General features: G+C 45.2%; 16 protein-coding genes. 14 read left to right on the top strand and 2 right to left on the bottom strand.

Features of this window, described 5'->3' with window-relative positions; translation table 11 throughout:
- Positions 1-30: 30 nt before the first annotated feature.
- The 3 genes from GJU87_RS09810 (at position 31) to GJU87_RS09800 (ending at position 4,679) form a co-directional block, all read left to right on the top strand.
- Positions 31-828, top strand: coding sequence for a glycyl-radical enzyme activating protein (locus GJU87_RS09810; protein WP_153639359.1), 798 nt, complete (start codon positions 31-33; stop codon positions 826-828).
- A gap of 75 nt (positions 829-903) precedes the next feature.
- Complete coding sequence (gene hypD, locus GJU87_RS09805) at positions 904-3,267, top strand: trans-4-hydroxy-L-proline dehydratase (RefSeq protein ID WP_153639358.1); 2,364 nt, start codon at positions 904-906, stop codon at positions 3,265-3,267.
- Between the two features lie 20 nt (positions 3,268-3,287).
- Positions 3,288-4,679 (top strand): aminopeptidase P family protein, encoded by a 1,392-nt coding sequence (locus GJU87_RS09800; RefSeq protein WP_153639357.1) that lies wholly within the window; start codon positions 3,288-3,290, stop codon positions 4,677-4,679.
- Between the two features lie 657 nt (positions 4,680-5,336).
- Here the strand turns inward: GJU87_RS09800 and GJU87_RS09795 are convergent.
- A complete protein-coding gene (locus GJU87_RS09795) occupies positions 5,337-6,212 on the bottom strand; it encodes an AraC family transcriptional regulator (protein ID WP_153639356.1) in 876 nt (291 codons plus the stop codon).
- Between the two features lie 140 nt (positions 6,213-6,352).
- Here GJU87_RS09795 and GJU87_RS09790 point away from each other — a divergent pair, with 140 nt between their 5' ends.
- The 4 genes from GJU87_RS09790 to GJU87_RS09775 are packed head-to-tail and all read left to right on the top strand — an operon-like array spanning position 6,353 to position 11,147.
- On the top strand, positions 6,353-7,267 hold the full coding sequence (locus GJU87_RS09790; RefSeq protein WP_153639355.1) for a dihydrodipicolinate synthase family protein: 915 nt from the start codon (positions 6,353-6,355) through the stop codon (positions 7,265-7,267).
- A 17-nt stretch (positions 7,268-7,284) separates the two neighbouring features.
- Entirely contained in the window at positions 7,285-8,868 is a 1,584-nt protein-coding gene (locus GJU87_RS09785) for an aldehyde dehydrogenase (NADP(+)) (protein ID WP_153639354.1), read from the top strand.
- A 17-nt stretch (positions 8,869-8,885) separates the two neighbouring features.
- Positions 8,886-9,890, top strand: coding sequence for a 4-hydroxyproline epimerase (locus tag GJU87_RS09780; protein WP_153639353.1), 1,005 nt, complete (start codon positions 8,886-8,888; stop codon positions 9,888-9,890).
- 24 nt (positions 9,891-9,914) lie between these two features.
- Positions 9,915-11,147, top strand: coding sequence for an FAD-binding oxidoreductase (locus GJU87_RS09775; protein ID WP_153639352.1), 1,233 nt, complete (start codon positions 9,915-9,917; stop codon positions 11,145-11,147).
- 22 nt (positions 11,148-11,169) lie between these two features.
- Here the strand turns inward: GJU87_RS09775 and GJU87_RS21340 are convergent, their stop codons facing one another.
- Positions 11,170-11,397, bottom strand: coding sequence for a hypothetical protein (locus GJU87_RS21340; protein WP_194831497.1), 228 nt, complete (start codon positions 11,395-11,397; stop codon positions 11,170-11,172).
- Between the two features lie 237 nt (positions 11,398-11,634).
- On the opposite strand from GJU87_RS21340, the gene GJU87_RS09770 reads away from it, so the two are divergent.
- The 7 genes from GJU87_RS09770 (at position 11,635) to GJU87_RS09740 (ending at position 23,751) form a co-directional block, all read left to right on the top strand.
- A complete protein-coding gene (locus GJU87_RS09770) occupies positions 11,635-12,240 on the top strand; it encodes an RNA polymerase sigma factor (protein ID WP_153639351.1) in 606 nt (201 codons plus the stop codon).
- A gap of 105 nt (positions 12,241-12,345) precedes the next feature.
- Positions 12,346-13,512 carry a FecR family protein gene (locus GJU87_RS09765; protein WP_153639350.1) on the top strand — a complete coding sequence of 389 codons (1,167 nt, stop codon included), beginning with the start codon at positions 12,346-12,348 and terminating at the stop codon, positions 13,510-13,512.
- A gap of 187 nt (positions 13,513-13,699) precedes the next feature.
- A complete protein-coding gene (locus tag GJU87_RS09760) occupies positions 13,700-17,008 on the top strand; it encodes a TonB-dependent receptor (protein ID WP_194831496.1) in 3,309 nt (1,102 codons plus the stop codon).
- Between the two features lie 11 nt (positions 17,009-17,019).
- Positions 17,020-18,603 carry a RagB/SusD family nutrient uptake outer membrane protein gene (locus tag GJU87_RS09755; RefSeq protein WP_228491939.1) on the top strand — a complete coding sequence of 528 codons (1,584 nt, stop codon included), beginning with the start codon at positions 17,020-17,022 and terminating at the stop codon, positions 18,601-18,603.
- Between the two features lie 90 nt (positions 18,604-18,693).
- Positions 18,694-20,181, top strand: a complete 1,488-nt coding sequence (locus GJU87_RS09750) for an alpha-L-fucosidase (RefSeq protein ID WP_153639348.1) — start codon at positions 18,694-18,696, stop codon at positions 20,179-20,181.
- A 36-nt stretch (positions 20,182-20,217) separates the two neighbouring features.
- Positions 20,218-22,074 (top strand): beta-galactosidase, encoded by a 1,857-nt coding sequence (locus tag GJU87_RS09745; protein ID WP_153639347.1) that lies wholly within the window; start codon positions 20,218-20,220, stop codon positions 22,072-22,074.
- A 51-nt stretch (positions 22,075-22,125) separates the two neighbouring features.
- Positions 22,126-23,751, top strand: coding sequence for a beta-N-acetylhexosaminidase (locus GJU87_RS09740; RefSeq protein ID WP_228491938.1), 1,626 nt, complete (start codon positions 22,126-22,128; stop codon positions 23,749-23,751).
- Positions 23,752-23,935 lie beyond the last annotated feature (184 nt).

Here is a 23,935-nt window from a genome sequence, read left to right as displayed (position 1 = left end):
TTACCTGTAACGATCTAACATTCGACTCCAATGAAGGGGATCATTTTTGATATCAAGCGTTTTGCTGTGCATGACGGCCCCGGTATTCGTACAACTGTTTTTTTTAAAGGTTGTCCGCTGCGATGCCTGTGGTGCCATAATCCTGAGAGTATCGATCCGAATCCGGTTTGCGTCAGAACTACGGCCTTATTAAACGGACATGAGTTTACTGACGAAAAAATGGTGGGCTATGAAATTTCTGTAGATGAGCTATTCATTGAATTGCAAAAGGAACAGGTATTCATGGACGAATCGGGAGGTGGAGTGACATTTTCCGGCGGAGAACCACTGCTGCAAAATCGGTTTTTGGAAGAGGCGCTGCAACAATGCAAGAATCATGAAATGCGCACTGCTGTTGATACTACTCTATTTGCGCCGTGGAAGGTCGTAGAACCGGTTGCTCGTTTAGCTGACTTGTTTTTAGTCGATTTGAAACACATGAATGCTCGCGTTCATCAGGAATTTACGGGTGTATCCAATCGGCTGATATTGGAGAATATCAGAAAACTGTCAGCATTAAATGTACCGGTTCGCATTCGTATTCCGATGATACCTGAAATCAGCAATACAACTGAGAATATAGCACAGTGCATTGATTTCCTGAAAGCGCTGCCTCATCCGGTTGAAGCAGTCGATTTGTTGCCGTTTCACAATACAGCTAAAGAAAAGTATAAGCGATTTCATCTGGATAATCATTTTGTCGATAGTCCATCGATGCAGAAAGAGGAATTGTTCGATATCAGAAATCAGTTTGAGAAAGCTGGTTTTGAGGTAAAAATAGGAGGATAAAAACCGGACTCATCACCCGGTTCGATGAACGATTTAAAAACGTCTTATTTCCGAAAATAATTAAAACCGAATTTCATGACACCGAGAATAAAGAAATTACGAGAACAAAGTCTGAATGCCGTTAACCGAATTTCAGCCGAGCGTGCTTTGCTCATCACTGAGTTTTATCAAAGTCATCAGTCGTTGGGCGATTCCGTCCCGATGGAGAGAGCAAAGGCATTTCGTTATATTATGCAACGCAAGGCGGTCTGCATTAATGAGGACGAACTGATTGTTGGCGAACGGGGACCTGCGCCCAAGGCCACACCAACCTATCCGGAAATTACCGTTCACTCATTGCAGGATCTGGATATTCTGGACACCCGGGAAAAAGTGTGGTTTCGGGTGGATGAGGAAACGCGGGAGGCGTACAAAAACATCATCATTCCTTTCTGGGAAGGGAAATCGAATCGCGATCGCATCATGCAAAATATGCGCCCGGAATGGCATGATGCATTCAATGCCGGAATTTTCACAGAGTTCATGGAGCAGCGCGCTCCGGGCCATACAGTAGCGGGCGATAAGATCTACCACAAGGGAATGCTGGATATCATTCTGGATGTGAAAGAGAGTCTTGCGAAACTCGATTTCATGAATGATCCGAAAGCATTTGATAAACAGGAAGAGCTGAAGGCGATGCAGCATACCGCCGAAACCATTATAATTTATGCCCGGCGTCATGCCGATAAGCTGGAAGAGTTGTCGAAAGCAGAGACGAATGCGGTGCGAAAAGCAGAGCTGAAAGAGCTGGCCGGGATTTGTCGCAACGTACCGGCCAACGCCCCGCAAACATTTCACGAAGCGTTGCAATACTATTGGTTTGTTCACCTCGGAGTGGTAACCGAACTGAATCCATGGGATTCCTTTAATCCAGGACGTCTGGATCAGCATCTTTATCCCTTCTACCAAAAGGATTTGGCGGAAGGTCGTCTGACGAAAGACCGCGCGATTGAAATACTGGAATCGTTCTGGGTGAAATTCAATAATCATCCGGCTCCGCCTAAAGTGGGCGTAACAGCCCAGGAAAGTAATACATACACCGACTTTGCCCTCATTAATCTTGGCGGGGTAAAAGCAGACGGTTCCGATGCCGTGAATGAGCTCTCCTATATTCTCCTCGACGTCATCGAAGAGATGCGTATCCTTCAGCCGAGTTCGATGGTACAATTGAGTAAGAAGAATCCGGAGAGCTTCATCAACAGGGCGGTGAAGATTGTGAAAACGGGATTTGGACAACCTTCGATCTTTAATACCGACGCCATTATTCAGGAACTTACGCGGCAGGGGAAAGATTTGATTGATGCCCGGAATGGAGGCGCCAGCGGTTGTGTCGAGACAGGAGCCTTTGGAACCGAGAGTTATATTCTGACAGGATATTTCAACCTGCCGAAAATATTAGAGATTACCCTGCACAACGGTTTCGATCCGCGGACCCAAAAACAGATTGGTTTGCAAACCGGCGAGCCGCGCGAATTTCGCTCCATGGACGATTTAATGCAAGCCTTTGGCAAACAGGTTAACCATTTTGTCGATATCAAGGTCAAAGGGAGCAATATTATCGAGAAGATCTTCGCTACTCATATTCCCACGCCTTTCCTATCTCTGATTATCGACGATTGCGTGTCTTCCGGAACGGACTACATCAACGGAGGTGCCCGTTACAACACCAATTATATTCAGGGCGTTGGAATGGGAACCATTACCGACTCGCTGACCGCAATTAAAAAATATGTGTTTGAAGAGAAGACCTGTTCGATGGAGTATTTTCTTTCGGCATTAGAAAATAATTTCGGGGGAACCGAAGATTTCCACTATCAGTTGGTGTATAAGACACCGAAATACGGTAATGACGATGACGAAGCCGATGCCCAGCTGCGACAGGTATTCGAAATATATTACGGTGCGGTAAATGGACGCAAAAGTCCGCGTGGCGCTGATTACCGCATCAATTTATTGCCTACAACGTGCCACGTCTACTTCGGTAGCGTGATGCAGGCCAGCGCCGATGGCCGTATGGCCGGAACACCTGTTTCCGAAGGTATCTCACCGGTACAGGGGGCTGATCAAAAAGGCCCGACATCCGTGATCAAATCAGCGGCTAAAATCGACCATCTGCGAACCGGTGGTACCCTGTTGAATCAGAAATTTGCGCCTTCTTTTTTCGAAGATGAGGCGGCAATTCAAAAAGTATCGAGCCTGGTGCGTAGTTATTTCCGAATGGACGGACACCATATCCAGTTCAACGTAGTAAACGCCGATACTTTGCGCGATGCCCAAAAGCACCCGGAGAATTACCGCGATCTTATCGTGCGCGTTGCCGGGTACAGCGATTATTTCAATGACCTGGGAGAAGATCTGCAGAATGAGATCATCCGGAGAACAGAACATGAAACATTTTAATAACTAAAAATAGTAAGCGTATGACATTTCCCATTAAAACGTACACAAACAGACGAAAAGAGCTGGCCCGAAAGGTCGGTTCCGGTATTATCCTTTTATTGGGCAACGAAGAATCGCCCATGAACTACACCGATAATACCTTCCCATTCAGACAGGACAGCACCTTTCTGTACTATTTTGGTATTGACTTTCCCGGCTTAGCTGCAGTTATTGACATCGAAGCACAGCAGGAAATCGTTTTTGGGGATGATTATACGATTGACGATATTGTTTGGCGAGGGCCGCAGCCCACTATTGCCGACAGGTTGAGCAAGGCTGGCGTAAAACAAACATTGCCTTTGGCGAAGTTAGCCGGAGTGGTCGACGCAGCCATGAAGAAAAACAGAAAAGTCCACTTTCTTCCTCCTTACCGGCCGGAAAACAGGATAAAGCTGATGCAATTGCTTGGTTTGCCGGTGGCAGAACAGGAGGCCAACGCTTCTGTCGATTTGATTCGAGCCGTGGTTAGTCAGCGGGAGATTAAAACAGAAGAAGAAATTGGACAGCTGGAGCATGCGGTAAACATTTCGGTCGATATGCACATCGAGGCCATGCGAATAGCCAGGCCGGGCATGCAGGAGGCTGAAGTGGCTGCCCGTTGTCACGAGGTGGCTTTGGCGGCCGGAGGAGATATCGGTTTCCCAATCATTGCTACTATCAACGGGCAAACGCTTCACAATCACTATCACGGCAATACCATTAAAGAAGGCGACCTGTTGCTGCTTGATGCCGGAGCCGAAAATACCATGCACTACAATGGCGACCTGTCGAGTACTTTCCCGGTGAGCACCACATTTTCAGCTGAGCAGAAAGATATCTACCTGGCTTCATTGCTGGCATACGAAGCCGCGATTGCCGCGATTGCACCGGGCACTCCATTCCGTGACGTGCACCTGGCAGCTTGTCGTTCCATTGTCGATTCATTGAAACAGATGGGGCTCATGAAAGGCGACGTCGATGAAGCCGTTGAAGCAGGTGCTCATGCGCTGTTCTTCCCGTGCGGTACCGGTCACATGATGGGACTCGATGTGCACGACATGGAAGATTTAGGTGAAGTGTGGGTCGGATACGATGGTCAGCCAAAATCTACTCAATTTGGATTGAAATCGTTGCGATTGGCCAAACCGTTGCAGGCTGGTCATGTATTTACCATCGAACCGGGTATCTATTTTATTCCTGAATTGATGGACTGGTGGCAGGCGAGCGGAAACTGCAAGGAATATATCAACTGGGACATCGTTGGTAAATTCAGGCACGCCGGTGGTTACCGAAATGAAGAGAATTTCGTGGTAACTGAAGATGGATTCAGGCGGCTGGGGAAAGCCAAGCCGAAAACGATAGAGGAAATCGAGATGCTGCGGTATCAGTATTGAAAAGAAATTTTGATTGGAAGAAGGCTGTCTCAAAAGGGCGGCCTTTTTTTTGCAGCATACCTGTTTCTACTTGTGGCGCAAAGCATCTGCCGCTCGCAGATTGCTCCCGCATGGTGGCGGCATCCATCTGCCGCTCGCAGATTGCTCCCGCATGGTGGCGGCATCCATCTGCCGTTCGCAGATTGCTCCCGCATGGTGGCGGCATCCATCTGCCGTTCGCAGATTGCTCCCGCATGGTGGCGGCATCCATCTGCCGTTCGCAGATTGTTCCCGCATGGTGGCGGCATCCATCTGCCGTTCGCAGATTGCTCTCTCATGGTGGCGGCGTTCATCTACCGTTTGTAGATTGCTTTAGCATGGTTGCGGCGTTCATCTACCGTTTGTAGATTGCTCTTGCATCATTGCGGCGTTCATCTACCGCTTGTAGATTGCTCTTGCATGGCTGCGGCACCCATCTACCATTTGTAGATTACTCCCGCATGGTTACGGCGCCCATCTACCATTTGTAGATTGCTCTTTCATCGTTGCGCGAAGCATCTACCATTTGTAGATTACTCTCGTCTCTTCTGTATTTAACTAAAATGATTCGTTTTTACTAAAAAATGATGCGCATCTATGTTCGAAAATTCGTTGGTGAGCCTTAACATGAAAAATGGGTTATCCGTTGGAGCCGGCTTGTTGGTTTCGGAATTCGGTAGGCGTGCATTTTTTTATTTCCTTAAACTTCCGGTTAAAATTGGACAGATTGCTAAAGCCAACTTCCAGTCCGACCTGGGAAATGCTGGTATCTTTCTGTTGCAATAGTTTACATGCCTGGGCAATTCGCAACTCATTCAGGAACCTGATGTAAGATTTTCGCGTTCGTTTTTTAAAATATCGGCAGAATGAATTGACCGTCATATTCGATACTGCTGCCACCTCATCGAGGCCGATTTTCCGATGGTATTCGTTAATCGTAAAACGGTAAATCGCATCTAATCTTCTCCCGTCGTCTTCGTCGAAATCATGAAAGGTGCCGGCTGAAGCCAGGGATGCGTGGCCGGAGGAAAGTGACAGGACATCCAGTATTTTTAGCAAGATAATCAGTCGATCCACATTGTTGACCGTAAACAGCTCCTTCATCAATTTGGACACGGCCGTGCGGGCATCTCCTTTTATTCGCAAACCATTTTCAGATTCTTTGAAAAATTCATTGATGTTGCTCATTTCGGGAAGCGATAGAAACTTCTCGCCCCAAAATCCCCAGTCAAAAAATACCGAAATGGAATGCGCTTCCCGGATGCTGTTCGTGCGATAGTATTGCGGGTCACAACGAAATACATGAGGTAGATCGGGCCCTATCAGGAATAAATCACCAGGCTCGAAGGGGCCAATATAATCACCAACGATTAGTTCTCCTTCTCCTTTGAAAATTAACGTCAGCTGAAATTCAGGATGCTGATGAAGATTGTCGTAGAAATAAGGTTGACGATCGGTTTGTAACCGAAAGGATTCATGAACTGTTTTGGGAATTTTAAAAGGAAGAATCTTCATTGCCTGTAATATAAAATATTCCTTTAAATATACCCGATGTATTGGTAATTGCAAAAATAGTATTGATAGTGGTTAAGATATGTCTCACAAATCGGCTGATTGACGTCTAAGTTTGTGATAGATATAAATACCAATCAATTATGGAAGTTTCATGGAAAGGAGTTTATCCTGCGATTACGACAAAATTTGCCGGTAACGATGAGCTGGATAAAGACAGCTATCTGAAGAATCTCGAATTTCAACTGGAAGCCGGGATTGACGGAATCATTCTGGGCGGCTCTCTGGGAGAAGCCAGCACATTGACAAATGAAGAGAAAGATCAGCTGATTCGCTGGACCAAAGATGCGGTGGGTGACCGTATTCCGGTTATCATGAATATAGCGGAACAGTCTACCCGGGAAGCGATGAATGCGGCGGCCCGTGCAGAGGCGCTGGGAGCAGACGGTTTGATGTTGCTTCCTCCGATGCGCTATAAAGCCGATGGAATGGAAACTGTCCGGTACTTCAAACAGGTTGCTCATTCCATCACGTTACCCATCGTGCTATATAATAATCCGGTTGATTACGGCATTCTGATTACCATCGATATGTTCAGAGAGCTGGAGGAAGTGGAAAATATCAAGGCCGTGAAGGAATCGACCCGGGACATTTCCAATGTTACCCGCATGCGCAATGCTTTTGGTAACAGGTTCAATGTCCTCACCGGTGTAGACCCGTTGGCACTGGAAAGTCTTCTGATGGGGGCCGATGGCTGGATTGCCGGTTTAGTTTGTGCTTTTCCTCGTGAAACGGTCGCCATTTACCGGTTGGTGCAAGCCGGCCGATACGATGAGGCCCGAACCATTTACCAATGGTTTTTGCCCTTGTTGGAACTGGATATTTCACCCAAGCTGGTTCAAAACATCAAACTGGCAGAGTCGATGGTTGGGCTGGGCAGTGAATATGTTCGGGAACCCCGTTTACCGTTGACCGGAGATGAACGCAAGACCGTTATATCCGTAATCGAAAAGGCGTTGGAAGCAAGACCTGTGTTGCCAGACTACCTGAATCTTTAACCCATAAAAAAGTGATTATGTTGGATGGAAAAAACCGAATCGGCTTTCAGGCTTCTGCCGAAGGAGATCAAACATTCAAAGTATTTAGTCCGGTAAAAGGCGACCTGCTTCCGCAGCTTTTCTATGCTGCTACCGCGGAAGAGCTGAACAAAGCGGTTCGTAAGGCTAAACAGGCTCAAAGAGTTTATCGTACAAAATCGAACGAAGAGAAAGCTTCTTTTCTACGTGCTATCGCCGATGAAATAGATAATCGCGCAGAAGGAATTATTAATACCGCAGCATTGGAGTCAGGACTAACCAGAGGTCGACTAACCGGAGAGTGCATGCGGACCACGAACCAGTTAAAGTTGTTTGCACAGGTGGTTGAAGAAGGATCCTGGGTGGAAGCTACCATCGATCCGGCTGATCCGAAACGAGCAGCACCTAAGCCAGATATCAGGAAAATGTTGGTCCCGTTAGGAATTGTTGGGGTTTTTACCGCCAGTAATTTCCCTTTGGCATTTTCAACGGCGGGAGGCGATACGGCATCGGCTTTGGCTTCAGGAAACGCTGTTATTGTCAAAGCGCATCCGTATCACGCCGGAACCAATGAGTTGGTTGCCAATGCCATTTTGGAGGCTGCCAAAAAAACAGGCATGCCCGACGGAATTTTCTCGTCGCTAAACGCTGTGGATTTTTCTATCGGACAGGCTTTAGTTACTCATCCCGATATAAATGCGATTTCTTTCACCGGGTCTTTCAGAGGAGGAAGAGCATTATATGATTTAGCCCAAACCAGGAAAGATCTTATCCCGGTTTTTACAGAAATGGGAAGTATCAACCCGGTTGTTATTCTGCCGGAACAGCTGGAAAAGAAACCATTGGAACTGGCCCAAACCCTGGCTTCGTCCATTGTGCTGGGTTCCGGACAATTTTGCACAAATCCCGGTTTTATGGTAGTCATGAAAGGGAAAGGACTGGATGAACTGAAATTAAAGTTGAAAGAATCCATCGAAGCATGTATACCCCAGTTGATGTTGCATCCGAATATTCGTGTAGCTTATGGGGAAGGGCTGGATAAATTCAATGCTTTCGCGAATTTCAAAACATTGGCAACAGCGAAGACTGAACCAAAGGAAAACGAATCGGGTGCAGCGATAGGCTACATGGCTGCTAAAGATTTTATCCTCAAGCCTGCACTGGCAGAAGAGGTATTCGGTCCGTTTTCATTATTGGTCGAGTGTGATGATGAAGATGAAGTTCTGGAAGTCCTTGAGAGCCTAAAAGGTCAGTTAACGACTACCGTGATGGGGACGGACAATGATGTAAAGACATATCAGGATATTGTTGACCGTCTCAGAGATATTGGCGGACGATTGATCTTTAATGGAGTTCCAACCGGTGTTGAAGTTGGGTATGCCATGCATCATGGTGGCCCGTATCCTGCCACAACGGATGGCCGCTTTACTTCTGTTGGAGTGGATGCGGTTAAACGGTTTGCCAGGCCGGTGGCTTTTCAGGACGCCCCGGATGAATACCTACCTCCGGAGCTAAAGAACCGGAATGAGAGAAATATTTGGAGGAAGATCGACGGGCAATTGTCCCGGGAGTCCATTACATAACCCGTAAATTGTCTGTTATGGTTTCGAAAACCTTTTTTTGTGTGGATGCTCATACCTGCGGTAATCCCGTTAGGGTGGTAGCAGGTGGCGGCCCGGTATTGTCGGGAAAGAATATGTTTGAAAAACGTCAGCATTTTCTGGACGAGTTTGATTGGATACGTCAGGGACTGATGTTCGAACCCAGAGGCCATGATATGATGTCGGGCAGTATTTTATATCCTCCGTCAGATCCGGAAAACGATGGGGGGGTGTTATTCATTGAAACGAGCGGTTGTTTGCCGATGTGCGGACACGGAACCATTGGAACCGTTACGGTTGCGATTGAACAGGGACTGATTATTCCGAAACATCCGGGAAACCTTAACCTGGAAACTCCTGCCGGCCTTGTGAAGGTACTTTATACAATGGAAGGGAAAAAAGTACAAACAGTAAAGCTTGTTAACATACCATCTTTTCTGGCTGCTGAAAATCTGAAAGTATACTCTTCACATTTAGGAGAACTAACATTTGATGTAGCGTATGGCGGGAATTTTTATGCCATAGTTGATAGTCAGGAGAATTTTTCCGGGATACAAAACTTTTCTGCGGGAGAATTAATAACTATGGGAAGAGAAATCCGAAAAAGAATTAACGAAAGCTACCAATTTTATCACCCTGAGAATCCGCAAATATCAGGTGTATCGCACATTCAGTGGACCGGGCAAACGTTGACTGAAGAAGCTCACGGAAGGAACGCCGTATTTTACGGAGACAAGGCTATTGACCGCTCACCGTGCGGTACCGGCACTTCTGCCCGAATGGCACAGTGGTATGCCAAAGGAAAACTGGAGGAGGGAGACACGTTTATTCACGAGAGTATAATCGGCAGCAGGTTTATAGGAAAAGTTGAAGGTCTGTCTCAGGTAGGAGGCTTTTCGGCCATTATTCCATCAATCGAGGGGTGGGCCAGGATTACAGGCTTCAACACCATTACAATTGATGAGGATGATGATCCGTATGCGCTCGGCTTTCAGGTTATATAATCGAAGTTATCTTATCAGTTATAAATGAAGGGAAAAGTAATTGTTGCCGGTGGAGGAATTATTGGACTGTTTTCCGCCTATTATCTTCATCAGTCAGGTTACCAGGTTACTGTTGTGGACAAAAGAGACCTGTCCGATAGTTGTTCCTATGGTAATGCCGGTTTGATTGTGCCCAGTCACGTTATTCCGTTGGCATCGCCCGGAATGGTTTCTGCTGCCGTGAGATACTTGTTAAAACCGAATGCACCTGTGGGGGTGAAGATGCCCCCCTCAATGGATTTTTTGCAATGGTCGTGGCGCTTTCTGCTAACAGCGAACAAGCATTCCGTGAGAGAATCGTCGGTAGTTTTAAATGAGCTTACAACCTTCAGTCAGTCGTTGTATCAGCAGTTGTTCGACGAGAAAGCATTTCCTTTCCAAATGAATGAGAAAGGAGTGCTGATGATTTGTCAAACCCGGCGGGCATTAAAAGAAGAGACTGAAGTTGCTGAAGTTGCCAACGGACTTGGAGTAGTTGCAAACAAGCTGTCGGGTGAGGAGCTCCGAAGCATGGAGCCGTCGTTGTCTGTAAACATTCCGGGAGGAATATACTATCCCGGCGATGGAAATATTGTTCCTGGCGAGTTGATGAAAAGCCTGATTGCCTGTCTGGAACAGGCCGGTGTAACCTTTCTGCGTAATGCCAGCATAACCTCTATTGGGAGCGACCATGCCGCAGTAATCAACGGCGAGAAGCATGCATTTGATGCGTTGGTTATTTCAGCCGGTATTTGGAGTAACGAGCTGTTAGAGTTAATAGGTAGCAAAGTTCCGCTTCAGCCCGGCCGTGGCTATAGTTTTGACTTTCCCCATGATGCTGAAGTTGGTCATCCGGCCTTGTTGGTCGATAGCCGTATTTCTGTAACACCATTTCAGGGAAACATTACAAGATTCGGAGGTGTAATGGAATTGGGGTATTGGAATCACCGTGTCGTAAAAAGAAGATTTAGTGAGATGGTCCGTTCGATTCAACGTTGCTATCCTTCGTTACCTCCCATTGCCCCGGAGACGATTGATGTTTGGAGCGGACACCGCCCCTGTTCATTTGATGGATTACCATACATTGGGCGCATACCGGGAAATGAATGCGTCTTTTTAGCAACCGGTCATTCCATGTTAGGCATTACTTTGGCTCCGGCAACAGGTAAATTGATCAGCGAATTGGTCGATGGACAACAGCTTTCTTTAAATCTGTATCCATTTCGTGTTGGTCGGTAGACCACCGTTAAAGCTGTATTTATCAATCTTCCATTTTAATGTTGATTTTTATTGGAGTCCGATTGCGAATGGCATGTCTTTGATATGCGTTGTACAATTTTTGTTCTGTTGTAGTGAGTCGAGCGCAACCATAGATGAAAGTGAATTTGTAAGTGCTTGAACGATAGTTTTTTCTTTTTTTTCTTTGAGAGGGTGTCCATACGAAAGCCTCTTTGTTTGTCTTGCGCATCTTTTCGCGGTTTTCTGCCATGAAAAAATATTTTTCTAAGCACTTGTTTAAATTTTCACGCCAGGAAATTTACATCCTCTGGATTTTTTTGTCAGGGAAAACTACAAACTACACTATCATACACTGTGTCATGGTATGAACCTGATTAAATTGTCTGCTCAGAGAAGGTGGTATTCAAAAGTGCGCTAAGATTCTCTAAAAAATATTTCTATTTTTAAAGCTCAACTCATTCCAATCTTGAAATTCGGGGCTTTAGCAATGGTGCAAAGAATAAGGAACAAAGACTACTTTTTATGGAAACGGTTCAAGGATGGAGATGATGAAGCTTTTTACTGGCTTTATGATCAGAATATCGATGCGCTTTATTCCTTCGGCACCCGCATTTCGAAAGACACCGAGTTTGTCAAAGATTGCATCCACGATTTATTCCTCGATTTATACAAGTACAGACACCAGCTTTCCGATACCGATTCCATCCGGTTTTACCTTTTCCGCTCCCTAAAGCGGAAGATTCATAAAAAAGGAAAGAAGCTCCTCTCCATCATGTACAATGAAGATATTATTCCGACACGGGAACAGTTTGTCCCGGGTGCCGAGAAAAACATAGTCGAACAGGAGACAAAGGACGAAAACCACATGATACTGGGAAAGGCCATGGAGAAACTGACCCAACATCAGAAAGAAGCTCTTTTCCTTAAGTTCGATCAAAACCTCTCGTATCCCGAAATTGCCGATCTGTTGGGGATATCGGTCGAATCGGTGCGGACCAATATTTATCGGGCCTTGAAAACCCTTCGGGAATGTATTCAAAAGGAGAATCCTTCCTTTTACCTCATTCTTTTTGGAAAATTTTTCCCGTGTTAAAATATTGATATGTAATTGTTTGTTGGTGAACTTTTTGAAAAAGTTACATTTTTGTGTCTATGTTTTTGAGATTTCCTCCTTTGATTAAGTAAAGGACGAATATAAATGAAGGAAAAATCAAAAATAAAGGCAGAAGACATCCTGATGCAGGATGGCGAGCCTTCCGATGTACTTTACGGTAAAAACGCAGATGAAAGTGAGGAGGATGTTCGTGAGCGACAGCTGGCTCGACGGATATATCATTACCTCGTCAGTCATTCGAAAACATCGTTGCCGAACGATGAAAAAACTGTTTTAAAAAGTCAGATTGTTGATTCGGTCAACCGGTATCGCCGGTCCAGACGGGTTCGGGTTTGGTCGGCTGTAGCGGCCGTATTAATAATCGGTTTTGGAGGAGTGTTGTGGTACAATCAGGGAAATGAAACACCTGCTGTTGTCAAATTTGCTGAAAATACTTCGGTTACCCGGCCGGTAGGAGATACCCGTCTGATTTTGCAGAATGGTCAGGAAATTCGCATCGACAAAAAACAGTCGAAAATCCAGTATGGTCAAAACGGTAAGGATATTAGTATCGATGCCAGTCAAAATGTTAAGCAATCGCTGGAATCGAAAAAAATTGTGTACAACACCGTTGTTGTCCCGTATGGAAAAAGAACAGAAATCACCTTATCGGATGGCACCAATGTTTGGTTGAACTCCGGCACCCGATTGGTGTACCCGGCTGTTTTTGCCGAAAACAAGAGAGAGGTTTACATTGACGGAGAAGCTGTTTTTGAAGTGAAACATTCCGATGTGAAGCCATTTTTAGTGAACTCCCGTGACTTTACTGTAAGAGTGATGGGAACAGTATTTAATGTCAGTGCCTATTCAGATGACCAGTATTCAAGCGCTGTTTTAGAGCGCGGAAAGATCGAACTCAGTTACAAAGGAAGTTCCATTCTGCACAAGGAAAAGGCTCAACTTGCTCCAGGTGATATGGCGATTTACGATCCGAGTAAAAAGGAAATATCAGAAAAACGTGTGAACCCGGCCGATTATTTGTCATGGCGAATGGGATATTATGTATTTAGAAGTGAAAGGCTCGATAATATACTGAAGAAGCTGGCCCGATATTACGATGTGAAAATTATGCTCCAAAATACGGAGTTGGGAGAGCAAACATTCTCAGGTAGTTTGGACTTGAAAAAGACACCTGAGGACGTTTTGAAAGTAATCCAAAAAACGACTCCGATAACCTTTTCATGTACAAAAGATCAGATAATTATTAACTAAAAACTATATCGTATGACTTGATGAAATCAGAAAAAAAAGTTTGCGGATGCGCCAACACCCGCAAACTAGTAACTAACATCGCATAAGTAGATTAGCAATATTAATTTAATTCAAGGAGGTTAAATCTATGAAAAAAAACCACAACTGTGCGCATTTTTCTCATTTATGTGTACACGCATTTAGAGTTATGAAACTAACGATATTTATTCTTCTGTTTGGGATAGGAAATATTTATGCATCCAGCTCGTATGCACAAAATACGACACTATCGCTCCATTTGGAGAATAGTACAGTAGGTCAGGTGTTTGACCGAATCCAACAACAGAGTGAGTTTATTATTTTCTATAAGGATAATCAAGTTGATGTCAACCGAAAAGTTAATGTTAACACGGAAAATAGCTCAGTCAATAAAATACTGAACCAGGTTCTTGCCGGAACCGATTTAACCTATCATATTTTCGACAGGCAGATTGTCATTGGTCCCCGGGATGAGATGAAATCGAAGAGCGGAAACGAAGATATGCAATCGCCGCAACCTGAAAATAAAACCATTACCGGGAAAGTAAACGATGTAAAAGGTAAACCAATTCCCGGGGTAACCATTATTGTAAAAGGAACGACGCACGGAACAATTACAGATGCGGACGGAAACTATAGTTTGACCAATGTGCCGGTCGGTTCTACGTTGACTTTTTCTTTCGTTGGGATGAAGACAGTTGATGCAGCCCTGAACGGAAAAACCTCGCTGGATGTTGTGATGAAGGAAGAATCTGTAGGGCTGAATGAGATAGTTGCCGTTGGTTATGGTGTACAGAAAAAAGTAGATGTAACAGGAGCACTTTCCACAGTAGATGGTGATAATATTGTGAAAAAGCCGGTTGCGCAGGTGTCGAATGCGCTGCAGGGAGTTGCACCGGGTATTACCGTAACGCAAAGTAGCGGACAGCCGGGTGCCGATGCCGGTACCATCCGTATCCGGGGAGTTGGTACATTGAATAACAACGACCCATTGGTTTTGGTCGATGGGATGGAATACAACATCAATGATATTGACGCTAATGATATTGCTTCTGTATCAGTATTAAAAGATGCTGCGGCTTCATCTATTTACGGTGTGCGCGCCGCAAACGGGGTGATTTTAATTACAACCAAAAGAGGGAAAGACAACCAGATTAAAGTTTCCTACAATGGATATGTTGGGGTACAGAAGCCAACTAAGTTGCCGAATTTTGTAGGGGCACAGGACTACATGAAGTTGGTCAACCAATTAAGTTTGAACTCGGGTGGAAGTGCCAAGTTTACCGATGCAGATATTGCTGCTTACAATGATCCGAATCGAAATAAGGATCAATATCCGGATGTGTACTGGATGGATGAAATTTTACAAGGATCCGGAATTCAGGAGCAGCATAGCGTAGCGATTAGCGGTGGTAGCGATAAGGCGAAATTCCGTTTTTCGACCAACTACTTAAATCAAAAAGGCTTGGTGAAAAAGGCCAATTTTGAACGTGTAACGGTTCGCCTGAATTCGGATGTGACTATCAGCGATAAACTGAAATTCAATGCGGATGTATCAGGTAATTTCTCTGATCGTAGTGAGCCGCAGGGAAATACCGGAAATACCGGTGACGGTATTTGGTTCCAGTTTAGCCAGGCTATCATGTCCAATCCGACACTTCCGGTTAAATATTCTGACGGAACCTGGGGTGTAGCCCGAGGTGACGGCAACCCGGTTCGCCTTCAATCCGACGGAGGTTCTTATAAATACAATGATGATGTATTTAGTGGCAATTTCCGCTTGAGTTATAAGATATTGAAGGGGCTGGAGCTTTCCGGTAGTGCAATGCTGAATTATGACGTTACGAATAATACATACAACGATAAGGCATTAACCTACATTAATTTCTTTACCAAAAATGAAATCGTAAAAGGTTCAAACCAGATTAGCAAAAAAAACTATGGAGACTTTTACTATAATCTGCAGTCGCTGCTACGGTACAATGTTTCAGTTGGAAAAAGCAATATAGGATTGTTAGGTGGTATCTCCAAAATAGACGATAACACCAATTATCTGTACGGATACCGTAATAACGGCTCGTTGAATGTACTCTCCGAACTGGCGGGTGGCGATCCGGCTTCGCAAAAAAACAACGGGTATTCATATGGCTATGGCCTGCTTTCCTATTTTGGGCGAGTGAATTATTCGTATAATGATAAGTATTTGTTTGAGGCCAATATACGTCGCGATGGCTCATCCCGTTTTTCGAAGTCAAACCGGTGGGGAACATTTCCATCTTTTTCAGCTGGTTGGCAATTGTTGAAAGAGCCTTTCATGGATGGTATTAATTTCATGAGTGAGCTGAAACTCCGAGCATCGTGGGGACAATTAGGAAACCAGGAAATTGGTAATTATCCGTACCAATCAGTAATGGTCCTGGGATATGATTACCCGTTTGGCGGTAGTCTGAATCCGGGAGCCCGGATAGAAACAGCTGCCAATAGTAACATTAGCTGGGAAACAACAGAGATGAGCGATGTTGGTTTGGATGCCATGTTCATGAAGGGAAAAATGAATCTCACCTTTGATTACTATGTGAAGAATACTAACAATATTCTGTTAGAGCTACCGATTCCCCAAACGGTTGGTCAAAATGCACCATACCAGAATGCGGGTAGTGTACAAAACAAGGGTTGGGAATTCTCTCTCGGATACAAAGGTGCTATACAGCAGAAGTTTAAATACAATGTGCAGTTCAATATTTCTGATGTAAAGAATAAGATTACCGATCTGAAAAATGCAGATTGGGAAAGTTCGAACAATGACAATGTGATCCGGGCGTTTCATGTTGGTGAGCCTATTGGAGCATTCTACGGATATGTTTGTGATGGTATTTTCCAAAGCCAGGATCAGATCGATAGTCATGCCACCCAGCCGGGTAATGTTGCTCCCGGTGATTTGATTTATCGGGACCTGAACCACGATGGAAAAATCGATGCTTCTGATCGTACCGTTATTGGAAGTGATATTCCACGGTACACTTATGGATTGAACATCAATGCAACCTACAAGAATTTCGATCTTTCTGCCTTTTTCCAGGGAGTAGGAAAAGTCGATGTGACAACGGTTCAATCTAACAGAGCGCCCATCAGTCAGGACGGTAATTTCAAAAAGTTGCATCTCGACAGCTGGACACCGGGCAACACGAGTGCTTCATTTCCAAGGTTAACATCCTATTCTCATAACTATGTTTCTTCCTCATTCTGGATTAAAAGTGGAGCATACTTAAGACTAAAGAATCTGCAGGTTGGCTACTCTCTTCCGAAATCGTTCGACCGAACCGTAGGTATTGACAGATGCCGTTTTTATGTGTCAGGCCAGAATTTGCTTACCTGGTCGAAGCTGAACAAGTACGGCATCGACCCGGAGAATCCTGATGACAGTCGCTACTACCCTCAGGTAAAGGTATTTTCTTTAGGCGTTAATGTGGACTTTTAAAATTGACAATCATGAAATTGAATATATATAAATACAGCTTCATTCTGCTGAGCCTCTTTTTACTGGTTGCCTGTGATGAAAGTTTTCTGAACAAACAACCAACCGATTCTCTAACCACCGACACCTACTGGGTCAACTCCGATAATGCCGTGCAGGCTGTTACAGGCTGTTACCGCTTCCTGGGAGGTGACGATTGGTGGAGGACTTTTCTGACCTGTGCAACCGATGATAGCTATGCCTGGTCCAACTGGCCATGTGATATCATGTATGCCGGAAACGGAAGTGCAACAACAACGTTAGGTACTTTCGACCATTTTTGGAAATTCATGTATCAAAGCATTGCCAATACCAATAACGTTCTGGCCAATATCGGCAAAGTACCGGATATGAATGCGGACTTGAGAAATCAACTGATTGGCGAGGCCACTTTTATTCGCGCCTGGTCATATCAGCAATTGGTAGGTCTCTATGGTGACGTTCCGTGGATTACATCACCGCAAACCAACCCAGATCAATATGACGTCAGCCGAACCAGTGCCAGCGTTGTGATGGATTCAATCTCTGCGCAACTCGCGAAGATTGCAGACTATTTGCCGGTTTCTTATTCCAGCGATCAGTTCGGGCGGGCTACAAAAGGCGCAGCACTGGCATTGAAAGCGAGAATTGATTTGTATAATGGTAACTATTCCGATGCTGCAGCTACTGCCAAGAAGGTGATGGACATGAACGTGTATACGGTTGACCCGGACTACACGAGTCTGTTTAGCGGAACGAATGAGCATAGTTCGGAAATCATCCTTTCGGCCCAGTATACCGATAATTACAAGAGTGCTTTGGCCACATGGATTGGAGGCCCGACAATCGGAGGTTGGTCAGAAATCGTTCCATTACAGTCATTAGTAGATGCTTACGAATGTACCGACGGAAAAACGATCGATCAATCATCACTGTATGATCCTCAGCATCCGTTTGAAAATCGTGATCCCCGTTTGAAAATGACTATTGTGGTGCCCGGTGGCGTGCTGAACGGCGATACCATTGATATTACGGATCCGAATTCAGCCGATGGGCTGGGTAAGAACAATGCTTCCTATACCGGTTACTATTACAAAAAATATATTCCGGCAACGGTTGATGGCGGTTGGAGCGGAAACTCAACCAACGATATGATCATTCTTCGTTATCCGGAAGTATTGCTTACTTATGCCGAAGCAAAGATTGAGATGAACGACATCGATCAATCGGTTTATGATGCCATCGACCAGGTCCGGGGACGTGCCGATGTTAATTTGCCGCCGATTCCAACCGGCCAGTCGCAGACGGCGATGCGACAAATCGTTCGACAGGAGCGCAGAGTTGAATTTGCGGAAGAAGAACAACGTTTGTTCGATATTCGTCGTTGGAAAATTGCCGAAAACGTTATGCCTGGTGATGTGTATGGAATTTTGAACTACTGGAACAGTGCTCGTAGTGACTACCAAAAACATGTATTGGTAGAGAACCGGCAGTTCAATCCGCAACGCGATTATCTATGGCCGATTCCGCAAAGTGAAGTCGATTTGAATAAGAATCTGACGCAGAATCCTAACTGGTAATTTTTCTTTTTAGCATAACAACTGGTTCATCTCTGTTGCAAAACGGAGATGAGCCAATTGTCTTCACCGAAATGATTTAAAGTGAACAAGATGAGAAGACAATCTTCAAAAGAAAAGAACAAGCTCTCTTTCATATTTAGCCAATTAGCTGTCTCATTATTGCTGTTGGCATTGTTTTCCTGTCAGCAGGAAAAAGTAGTTCCACCCAAACCGGTGCTCCCGGTGCCGACTGAACGGCAACTGCAATGGCAGGAAATGGAGGTAAATGCTTTCATTCACTTTTCAATCAATACGTTTACCGATAAAGAGTGGGGATACGGAAACGAATCACCGAAGTTATTCAATCCGGTTGGTTTTAATCCCGACCAGTGGATGAAGGTGTTGAAAGAAGCAGGCTTCAAGGGAGTTATTTTGACGTGTAAACATCATGACGGTTTCTGTTTGTGGCCATCGAAGTATACCGACAGAAGTGTTAAGAATAGTCCGTTTATGGGAGGACACGGTGACGTTGTCAAAGCCGTCTCGGATGCTTGCAGGAAATACGGATTGAAGTTTGGTGTTTACGTGTCTCCCTGGGACAGGAGTAGAGCTGACTACGGGAAGCCCTCATATATCCAATATTATCGAAACCAACTAAAAGAACTCTTCACCAATTATGGCCCAATTTATGAGATGTGGTTCGATGGGGCCAACGGCGGTACGGGATATTATGGTGGTGCTAACGAGAAACGGGAAATTGATCGGGCTACCTATTATCATTGGCCCACTACTTTGAAGATGATTCGTGCCATCCAACCGAATGTGCTTTTCTTTAGTGATGCCGGGCCGGATATTCGCTGGTGCGGAAATGAACAGGGATTCATGGACACGACGAACTGGAATACCATCACCACAGATACCTTGTATGCCGGGAAAGCCGGTACAAGTAAGTTGTTGGAAACCGGTTCCCCGGATGGGACCAGTTGGGTTCCGGGCGAAGTGGATACATCGATTCGTCCCGGGTGGTTCTATCATCCGAAAGAAGATTCGTTGGTAAAAACACCAGAGCAACTGTTTCATATTTACCTGACATCCGTGGGGAGAGGTTCTAACCTGTTGCTGAATGTTCCGCCAGACAGGGACGGCTTGTTCAGTAAAAATGATGTTAAATCGCTTTTAGGCTGGAAGAAATTGATTGACCAAACGTTTGCCAACGACCTGGCTTTAAACTGCAAAGTAAAGGCATCAGAGGTGCGGGGCAACTCGTCGGAATATGCCGGCAAAAATGTAGTCGACGGAAATAAAGATACCTATTGGGCTACTGACGATGGAATAAAAACAGGAACGCTTACCCTCGATTTAGGCAAACCGAAAACAATCGGTTATGTCACGTTGCAGGAATACATTAAATTGGGGCAGCGGGTTAAATCGTTTACTGTTTCAGCATGGACTGACGGACAATGGAAGCAAATAGCTGAGGGAACAACCATCGGGTACAAGCGGATATTGAAATTCAAACCGGTAACGACAGACAAGGTGAAAGTCACTATCCTCGACTCGAAAGCTTGTCCGGTCATCTCCAGGGTAAGTGTTTACTAATATTACTCAGGTACCGGAACAGATAATTTTATGAAAATGAAAAATATAAGTCTTGCAGGTCTCATTGCGCTTCTCCTGCTATTAAGCAATTTCACTCGTGCCAGCGCCCAGGATGCCACGGTGACTATTCGTGGAGGGGAATTTATGCAGAATGGCCAGGTACTGAAGATTCATTCCGGAGAGATGCATTATTCCAGAATTCCGAAGCCCTACTGGCGACACCGGTTACAGATGCTGAAAGCGATGGGAATGAACACCGTTGCGACCTATGTTTTCTGGAATTACCATGAAACATCGCCTGGTGTGTGGGATTTTAAAACCGGAAATCATGATTTGGCAGGATTTATCAAATTGGCAGGTGAAGAAGGCTTGAATGTCATTCTTCGTCCCGGTCCGTATATCTGTGGCGAATGGGAGAACGGAGGTTTTCCCTGGTGGTTGCAGAATAATCCTGAATTGCAACTGCGTACCAATAATAAAGCGTTCCTTGATTCGTGTAAAACCTATTTTACGCATTTGCATGCGGCGCTAAACGGGCTGTTTGCCGATCAGGGCGGTCCCATTATTTTGGTACAAACGGAGAATGAGTTTGGTTCCTATGTTGCACAGCAAAAAGATGTGTCCGCAGCCGATCATAAAGCCTATAAGATGGCGATCTTTCATTTGCTGAAGGAGAGTGGTTTTCCTGCGCCTTATTTTACGGCTGATGGTGACTGGTTGTTCGAAGGCGGTGCCATTCCGGGTGTTTTACCGGCCGCCAACGGGGAGAATGATGTTGCTAATCTCAAAAAGGCTGTCAACAAATATCACGACGGTAAAGGTCCGTACATGGTCGCAGAGTTTTATCCCGGTTGGTTGGACCATTGGGGTGAACCGTTTGTCCGTGTTGCCACGACGAAGATTGTCGAGCAGACAAAGAAATACCTCGATGCAGGTGTGAGTTTTAACTTTTATATGGTTCACGGGGGAACAAACTTTGGATTTACCTCCGGGGCCAACTACAATGATAAGCATGACATTCAGCCGGATCTGACCAGTTATGACTATGGTGCACCGATTAGTGAAACGGGTTGGGCGACTCCGAAATACATGGCTATCAGGCAAACCATGCAGCAATATTTGCATCAAGCTTTGCCTCCGGTACCTGAAAGAATACCAGTAATGAAGTATGCTTCTCAGCCATTAAAGGCCCACATGGATGCTCTGAACTGGTTGACACAACAACAACCGGTTGTTGCCAATCAGCCCAAAACCTTCGAGGAATTGGGACAGGGGTACGGCTATGTTCTTTACCGAAAGAAATTCTCAGATGCTGCATCAGGGACACTGAAGGTAGATGGCTTGCGTGATTTTGGGGTGGTTTATGTAAACGGGAAGAAAGTAGGAGAGTTGAATCGCGTATTCAATAAATATGCGCTGCCTGTTCAGATTCCAGCTAATGGAACACTGGATTTATTAGTCGAAAACCTGGGGCGTATCAATTACGGCGCCGAACTGATTCATAATAAGAAAGGAATTATTTCACCGGTCAGTTTAAACGGCTCCGAGTTAACCGGACATTGGGAAATGTTTAAAATGCCACTGAACACTACTCCGAAGGTAGCAAACGAGCGGGTGGAAACAGGAAAACCGGCTTTTTATCGAACGACATTCAAAGTGGATAAACCGGCAGATACGTTTCTGGATATGTCCGACTGGGGGAAAGGTGTGGTATTTGTAAACGGTCATAATTTGGGACGCTATTGGCATATTGGCCCACAGCATACTCTTTATGTTCCCGGATGTTGGTTGAAAAAGGGAGCCAATCGAATTGTCATTTTTGAACAATTGGGCAAGAAGCCTCATTCAACTATTTCATTCACCGATAAGCCCATTTTAGGTGAGAAGCAGTGATGGGAATTCTGCCCCAATAGTGTGTGTGGTTAAAAAATAAAATATAAACAGATGAAGTTGATGATAAGGATGGTCTGGCTATTCGTAGTGGTAGCGGCGTTGAACGGATGTAGCACGAAAGAAGCTCCGCAGCCGGAAATAAACATTGTTCCCAAGCCTGCCAAGATGGTTCAGGAGAAAGGTGTTTTTGAGCTGAACGCAGAGACACCAATCGTGGTGAATGAAGACAGTGCAGAAATAAAGCAAATAGCTGGATTTCTGCAGACACATCTCATTGATTTTTACGGGTTAAAGAATAAAGTTGAGGTAGGAGATCTTCCGGTTGACAAAACTGTTTTCATTAGCCTGGATAAAAGTCTGAATTTGGGCAAAGAGGCCTATACACTTTCCATCAATCCAAAGGGCATCGTTTTGAAAGCGTCCGCGCCGAACGGTCTGTTCTATGGCGTTCAGACGCTCATTCAGCTTTTGCCGCATTCAAAAAAACAGTTGGCTCAGGTAACGTTCCCGGCGGTGCAGATTGACGATTCACCACGTTTTTCGTGGCGAGGTATGCATCTCGACGTTTCGCGTCATTTTATGCCGGTCTCATTTATCAAAAAGTACATCGATTATATAGCGATGAACAAGATGAATGTATTTCACTGGCATCTTACCGATGATCAGGGGTGGCGGATTGAAATCAAGAAGTATCCGAAACTGACACAGGTAGGAGCGTGGCGAAAAGAAACGCTGATCGGACATCCCGGAAAAAACAATAAATATGACGGAAAACGTTACGGCGGTTTCTACACGCAGGACCAGATTAAGGAGATTGTAGCTTACGCGAAGGCACGCTATGTAACGGTCGTTCCGGAAATAGAAATGCCGGGACATGCTATGGCCGCACTTGCTGCCTATCCTGAATTGGGATGTACCGGAGGTCCGTACCAGGTGGGGACCCGGTGGGGAGTGTATGATGACGTTTACTGTGCCGGTAAGGAGAAGACATTCAAATTTCTGGAAAATGTGCTAACCGAAGTAATGGCACTGTTCCCCAGTCAATACATTCATATTGGTGGCGATGAGTGTCCGAAAACACGTTGGAAAGCGTGTCCTTATGATCAGGCCCGGATGAAAAAGCTGGGGCTCAAAAATGAGGAAGAGCTGCAAAGCTATTTTGTGCAACGCATTGAGAAATTCCTGAATGCCCACGGGCGGAAGATGATTGGCTGGGACGAAATTTTGGAAGGAGGTCTGGCGCCCAATGCGGTGATTATGTCGTGGAGAGGTGAAAAAGGCGGAATTGCCGCAGCTCAGGCACACCACAGCGTGATTATGACCCCCGGCGGGTATTGTTATTTCGACCACTACCAAGGAAAGCCGGAATCGGAACCGATTGCTTTCGGTGGTTTTACGCCACTGAAGAAGGTGTACAACTATGAGCCGGTGCCCAAAGAACTGGCTCCCGATGAAGACAAATATATTTTAGGTTCGCAGGGGAATGTGTGGACCGAATACATGAAGACGCCGGCAAAAGTGGAATACATGATATTTCCTCGTATGGCAGCGTTGGCCGAAGTCCTTTGGTCGCCAAAGGCAAGCCGCAACTACGATGATTTCCTCAAGCGTATGCGGTCCGAGGTTAAGCTTTATGATGCCTATGGAATTAATTATTGTAAAGATGCTTTCAAGTAAAGCAGTTTACTTATTCGGATTTAAAAAATTATTCTTTCGCATAGAGTAATTACGATAGTATCGTAAACCAAACAGGCCCGTCAGGTTATTAATCTGGCGGGTTTTTTGTTGAAATAGGCGACTGTGTTTTTGGGGATTTGCCATTTAAAAACAACCAACTCAGGACGACAATCACGGAAAAATC

This window comes from Prolixibacter sp. NT017 (assembly GCF_009617875.1).
GTDB lineage: Bacteria > Bacteroidota > Bacteroidia > Bacteroidales > Prolixibacteraceae > Prolixibacter.
The sequence above is the reverse complement of the archived record's forward strand: the minus strand, read 5'-3'. Positions and strand labels throughout refer to the sequence as shown.

Coding starts and splice junctions, on each gene's coding strand:
- GJU87_RS09810 (WP_153639359.1), top strand. CDS start 31: ATGAAGGGGATCATTTTTGATATCAAGCGTTTTGCTGTGCATGACGGC.
- hypD (WP_153639358.1), top strand. CDS start 904: ATGACACCGAGAATAAAGAAATTACGAGAACAAAGTCTGAATGCCGTT.
- GJU87_RS09800 (WP_153639357.1), top strand. CDS start 3,288: ATGACATTTCCCATTAAAACGTACACAAACAGACGAAAAGAGCTGGCC.
- GJU87_RS09795 (WP_153639356.1), bottom strand. CDS start 6,212: ATGAAGATTCTTCCTTTTAAAATTCCCAAAACAGTTCATGAATCCTTT.
- GJU87_RS09790 (WP_153639355.1), top strand. CDS start 6,353: ATGGAAGTTTCATGGAAAGGAGTTTATCCTGCGATTACGACAAAATTT.
- GJU87_RS09785 (WP_153639354.1), top strand. CDS start 7,285: ATGTTGGATGGAAAAAACCGAATCGGCTTTCAGGCTTCTGCCGAAGGA.
- GJU87_RS09780 (WP_153639353.1), top strand. CDS start 8,886: ATGGTTTCGAAAACCTTTTTTTGTGTGGATGCTCATACCTGCGGTAAT.
- GJU87_RS09775 (WP_153639352.1), top strand. CDS start 9,915: ATGAAGGGAAAAGTAATTGTTGCCGGTGGAGGAATTATTGGACTGTTT.
- GJU87_RS21340 (WP_194831497.1), bottom strand. CDS start 11,397: ATGGCAGAAAACCGCGAAAAGATGCGCAAGACAAACAAAGAGGCTTTC.
- GJU87_RS09770 (WP_153639351.1), top strand. CDS start 11,635: ATGGTGCAAAGAATAAGGAACAAAGACTACTTTTTATGGAAACGGTTC.
- GJU87_RS09765 (WP_153639350.1), top strand. CDS start 12,346: ATGAAGGAAAAATCAAAAATAAAGGCAGAAGACATCCTGATGCAGGAT.
- GJU87_RS09760 (WP_194831496.1), top strand. CDS start 13,700: ATGAAACTAACGATATTTATTCTTCTGTTTGGGATAGGAAATATTTAT.
- GJU87_RS09755 (WP_228491939.1), top strand. CDS start 17,020: ATGAAATTGAATATATATAAATACAGCTTCATTCTGCTGAGCCTCTTT.
- GJU87_RS09750 (WP_153639348.1), top strand. CDS start 18,694: ATGAGAAGACAATCTTCAAAAGAAAAGAACAAGCTCTCTTTCATATTT.
- GJU87_RS09745 (WP_153639347.1), top strand. CDS start 20,218: ATGAAAAATATAAGTCTTGCAGGTCTCATTGCGCTTCTCCTGCTATTA.
- GJU87_RS09740 (WP_228491938.1), top strand. CDS start 22,126: ATGAAGTTGATGATAAGGATGGTCTGGCTATTCGTAGTGGTAGCGGCG.